The following is a 4,266-nucleotide window of genomic DNA, read 5'->3' as shown; positions in this document are numbered from 1 at the left end:
CCTCGGGGGCGGCCTGACCCCCGAACAGGCCGCGCCGCTGCTGACGGCGGTGATGGACGGACTCCAGTACCAGTGGCTGCTCGACCCGGCCTCGGTGGACATGCCGGGGTCGTTCCGGGACTTCCTGCGGCTGCTGACCGGTGAGAAGGCGGACTAGGCGGACTAGGCGGACTAGGCCGACGGGTCGACCGGGCGGGCGAGGGCAGACAGGTCCTCGGCGGCCAGTCCCGGGTTCTCGGTGAGCGCCCGGTGGACGGCTTCGAGCACCGGCAGCTTCGCCGCCGCCGTCGCCAGGGCCACGTCCTTCGCGGCGAGCGCGACCGGGAAATGGGAGCCGGTCGCGGTGGCGCGGGCGGCCGCGCCCGCGAGCGGGCCGGTGGTGAGCGCGCGTTCCGTGAGCTCCCGGGGCAGCCCCAGGGAGTCGGCCAGCGCGAGGGTCTCGGCGACCACCGCGACCCCGCCGATCACGGCGTTGATCAGGACGAGTTTCAGGGCCGCGCCGGTCCCCGGCCCGCCGCACGCGCTGACCGTGCCGAGCCGGGCGAGCACCCCGTCGACCGGGGCGGTCTCGCCGCCGGCGAGGATCAGCAGCTCGCCGTCGGCCGCCCGGTCGACGCTGCCCATCACCGGGGCGTCGATCAGCGTGACGCCGTCCGGGAGCCGCGCGGCCAGGGCGGCGACCGTGTCGGGGCCGACGGTCGAGGTGTCGACCCAGTGCGTGCCGGGGCGCAGCGCCGGGATCATCGCGTCCGCGACGGCGAGGGCCGCGGCCGGGTCGGCCAGCATCGTGATCACGACCTCGGCGTCCCGAACGGCCTCGGCGGGGCTCGCGGCGCGCACGGCGCCGGCCGCGACCAGCTCGTCGGCCTTGCCGGGGGTGCGGTTCCACACGGTCAGCGGGTGTCCGGCGGAGAGCAGCCGGCGGGCCATGGGCAGGCCCATGCCGCCGAGGCCGAGAAAGGCGATCTTCTGAAGGTGCGCGGCGCCGTGAAGGCGCTCGGTGGTGTTCGTCGTGTCCGTGGCGTTCATGATCTCGACGCTAGAGACCCCCGCACCATGCGACAAGCGAATGTCTAGCATGGCTGCCATGCCCACTCCGCATGGCCCGTCCTCCGGCCTGTACGAGGTCTTCCTGGCCGTCGCCCGCGACGGCTCCTTCACCGCCGCCGCCCGCGCCCTCGGCTACACCCAGTCCGCGGTGTCCCGCCAGGTCCAGACGCTGGAGGACGAGGTCGGCGCGGAGCTGTTCGAGCGGCTGCCGCGCGGGGTCCGGCTCACCGAGTCCGGCCGGGTGCTGCTGCCGCACGCGGAGGCGGTACGGGACCGGCTCGCCGCGGCCCGCGCGGAGCTGGCCGCGCTGCGCACCCTGGACGGCGGGCTGCTCCGGCTCGGCTCGTTCTCCAGCGCCAACGCCGCGCTGGTGCCGCGCGCGCAGGCCGAGTTCCGGCTCCGGCATCCGGGGGTCGCGGTCACCCGGACCGAGGGGCCCTCGGTGAAGCACCTGGAGCTGCTGGCCGCCGGCGAGCAGGACCTGGCAGTGGTCAGCCCGGCACGACCGGTTCCCACGCCGGACGGGGTGACGCTGCATCACCTGCTCGACGAGCCGATGCTGGTGGCCCTGCCGCGCGGCCACGCGCGGGCGGGGCGGCGGGCGGTGCGACTCGCCGAACTGGCCGACGAGGAGTGGATCGTGGGCGACGAGCGCCTCGCGGACACCCTGTTCCGGCCGGTCGTCGCCGCCGGGTTCGTCCCGCGTACCGGGCTGATCGCGCACGACTGGATCGCGAAGCTGGGCGCGGTCGCGGCGGGCCTCGGCGTCACCCTCGTCCCGGCGCTGGCGGCCGCGGCGGTGCGCCGGGACGTCTCGCTGGTCGCCGTCCACCCCGACGACGTGCCCTACCGCCAGGTGTGGGCTGCGACCCCGCGCGCCCCGACGCAGGCCGCCCGGGCATTCCTCGGGCAGCTGGGCGAGACGGCGGCGGAGCTCCGGGGCTCAGGGGGTTTCCCCCGGGACCGGCGGCGGCGATGATGGCGGTCATGATCGTCGCAGCAGCGCAGTTCGCCCCCGTACCCGGGGACATCGACGCCAACGTCCGCACCGTCGCCGGGCTGATCCGCGCGGCCGGGGCCGACGGCGCCCGCGTGGTCGTCCTCGCCGAGCTGGCCCTGACCGGCTACGACCCCGGTCTGATCCACGCCGACCCGGCCCTGCACCTGGCCGAGGACGACCCGCGTCTGGAGCCGATACGGGAGGCCTGCCGCGCGGTCTCCGCGGCGGCGGTCGTCAACGGGCCGGTGCGGACCGCGGCCGGTCGGCCCGGGATCACGACCCTGGTGATCGGCCCGGACGGCACGCTCCTGGCCCGCTACGACAAGCTGCACCTGCACGGCGTCGAGCACGAGGTCTTCGCGGCCGGCGACCGGGACGGCCGGTTCGAGCTGGACGGCGTGCGGTTCGCCCTGGCCACCTGCTACGACAACCGCTTCCCCGAGCTCGCCGGGCGGGCCGTCGCGGACGGCTGCGCGGTGTACCTGGCGAGCTCGGTGCTCGACGTCGCCAACGACTCGTTCGAGAAGGTCTATCCGGTGCGCGCCCGGGACTTCGGCCTGTACGTGGTGCTCGGCAACGTCCTCGGCACGAACGAGGCGGGCGTCTGCGAGGGCCGCAGCGGGGCCTGGGGCCCGGGCGGCGAGCGGATCGCCGACGCGGGCACGGAGCCGGGGTACGTCCTCGCGGACGTGGCCGTGGGCTAGGACGCGTACGGGTTGCCCGGGACGGGCTGGTTCTGGTTCTGGTTCTGGTTCTGGTTCTGGTTCTGCGGGGCGGGGGCGGCCGGCGCGGTCGGCCCCGCGCACTGCGGCCCGCCCTCCGGCTCCTCCTCGGGCTCCGTGTCCGGCTCCGGGGCCGTCATCTCGCGGGCCATCAGCGTCGCGCCGGCCACGGCGCCGGGCATCAGGAACACCGCCATGAACGGCACCAGGAAGGCGAGGGTCAGCGGCACGCCGAAGCCGAGGACGACCTTCCGGCGGCCGCGCAGCATCCGCAGCCGGTCCTTGAGCTCGACCCCGCGCCGCTGCAGCGCCACGGCGGTCAGCTCCTCCGTGAGGAAGAAGCCGGAGACGCAGAAGCCGATCACCGGGACGACCGTCTGGCCGAGGACCGGGATGAAACCGCAGGCGAAGAGCAGGACGCCGTACAGCGCCACGCGCAGCAGCACCTTCAGGCTGTCCCGGGCGGAGATCCACAGCTCACGCCAGAGCGGCAGCCCCGACTCCGGGACCTCGCCGCCCTCGCTGCGGTCGACCGCCTCGGACAGCGACTCGTAGAACGGCTGGCCGATCAGCAGGGTGACGGCGGTGAAGGTGATCACCGCGAGGAACAGTCCGAAGCAGAAGACCAGCGCGGTCAGGAAGCCGCGGAACAGGCCCTGCCAGGGGGAGGTCCAGTCGTCGGCGAACGGCGTCGCCCAGGCCGTCAGGTCGTCGGCCCCGTAGCCGAGGCCGACCAGGGCTCCGGCGTACAGCACCAGCGTGACGAGTCCGGGGAGCAGCCCGAAGCCGAACCACCGTCCGTTCCGCAGGACCCACTGCTGGCCCTTCATCAAGTGGCCGAAACCCACCCCGAAGTCGCGCATGCGATCACCCTAATGGTCGTACGGGAAGAAGGATTCCACGGCCTTGTCGAAGTGCGCCCGGGTCTCCCCGGCGCGGTCCGCGGGACCCGACACCCACACGTCGTAGAGCCGGCCGTTCCCTTCCCAGCACAGGTCGTAGGTGTGCCGGGAGCCCTTCGCGGCGTCGAAGCCGTCCCAAGTGAACTGCCACAGCGCGGCGGGCATGCCGTGCCGCGTGGTGGGCGTGATCGAGTTGTCGCGGAAGCCCGGGTTGTTCTTCGGGCCGGCGGCGTCGGCGGCCCGCATCGAGGCCATCGCCCCGCCCGGCGGGATCTTGCCGATCTTGATGCCGACCCGGAAGGACTCGTCGGGCGTGATGTAGAAGATCCGCTCGCCCTGATCCGAGCGCACCGCCGACTCGGGCACCACCATGCTGAACCCGCGCAGGTCGGAGACGTGCTTGTAGCCCGGCGGCGCGTCGTAGGGCTTGGTCGAGGGCGAGGAGGCGAGCGCGGACGGCGAGGTGGACCGGGACGGGGCGGCCGTCGGTCCGGGCGCGGGCGCGGTGGCCCCGGGAGTCGCCGTGGAGACGGCCGTGGTGACCGGCGCGGTGCTGCCCGCGGCGGCGGGCCCCGTCCCGGGCCCCCGGTCG

5 protein-coding genes and 1 pseudogene are annotated in these 4,266 nt (G+C 74.6%); 3 read left to right on the top strand and 3 right to left on the bottom strand.

Annotated features, from left to right (window positions below; all coding sequences use genetic code 11):
• Positions 1-157 (top strand): annotated as a pseudogene (locus VIU94_RS18055) (TetR family transcriptional regulator); the annotation flags it as partial.
• Between the two features lie 14 nt (positions 158-171).
• On the opposite strand, the gene VIU94_RS18050 reads toward VIU94_RS18055, so the two are convergent.
• Positions 172-1,029: an NAD(P)-dependent oxidoreductase gene (locus VIU94_RS18050; RefSeq protein ID WP_331912716.1), complete on the bottom strand. Its 858-nt coding sequence runs from the start codon at positions 1,027-1,029 to the stop codon at positions 172-174.
• A 58-nt stretch (positions 1,030-1,087) separates the two neighbouring features.
• On the opposite strand from VIU94_RS18050, the gene VIU94_RS18045 reads away from it, so the two are divergent.
• Together VIU94_RS18045 and VIU94_RS18040 are read left to right on the top strand one after the other, a co-directional pair.
• Entirely contained in the window at positions 1,088-2,029 is a 942-nt protein-coding gene (locus VIU94_RS18045; protein WP_331912714.1) for a LysR family transcriptional regulator, read from the top strand.
• Between the two features lie 8 nt (positions 2,030-2,037).
• Positions 2,038-2,754 carry a carbon-nitrogen hydrolase family protein gene (locus VIU94_RS18040; RefSeq protein ID WP_331912712.1) on the top strand — a complete coding sequence of 239 codons (717 nt, stop codon included), beginning with the start codon at positions 2,038-2,040 and terminating at the stop codon, positions 2,752-2,754.
• On the opposite strand, the gene VIU94_RS18035 is transcribed toward VIU94_RS18040, so the two are convergent.
• Together VIU94_RS18035 and VIU94_RS18030 are read right to left on the bottom strand one after the other, a co-directional pair.
• Positions 2,751-3,635 carry an EI24 domain-containing protein gene (locus VIU94_RS18035; RefSeq protein ID WP_331912710.1) on the bottom strand — a complete coding sequence of 295 codons (885 nt, stop codon included), beginning with the start codon at positions 3,633-3,635 and terminating at the stop codon, positions 2,751-2,753. The two genes, VIU94_RS18040 and VIU94_RS18035, sit on opposite strands and share 4 nt — an antisense overlap.
• Positions 3,636-3,644: 9 nt before the next feature.
• Positions 3,645-4,266, bottom strand: a 622-nt coding sequence (locus tag VIU94_RS18030) for a serine/threonine kinase C-terminal domain-containing protein (RefSeq protein WP_524540638.1), incomplete at its 5' end; no start/stop codon positions are given.

Source organism: Streptomyces sp., from assembly GCF_036566765.1.
Taxonomy (GTDB): domain Bacteria; phylum Actinomycetota; class Actinomycetes; order Streptomycetales; family Streptomycetaceae; genus Streptomyces.
Note: the sequence above shows the minus strand (reverse complement) of the source record. Positions and strands in the feature narration are given on the sequence as shown.

Coding starts and splice junctions, on each gene's coding strand:
- VIU94_RS18050 (WP_331912716.1), bottom strand. CDS start 1,029: ATGAACGCCACGGACACGACGAACACCACCGAGCGCCTTCACGGCGCC.
- VIU94_RS18045 (WP_331912714.1), top strand. CDS start 1,088: ATGCCCACTCCGCATGGCCCGTCCTCCGGCCTGTACGAGGTCTTCCTG.
- VIU94_RS18040 (WP_331912712.1), top strand. CDS start 2,038: ATGATCGTCGCAGCAGCGCAGTTCGCCCCCGTACCCGGGGACATCGAC.
- VIU94_RS18035 (WP_331912710.1), bottom strand. CDS start 3,635: ATGCGCGACTTCGGGGTGGGTTTCGGCCACTTGATGAAGGGCCAGCAG.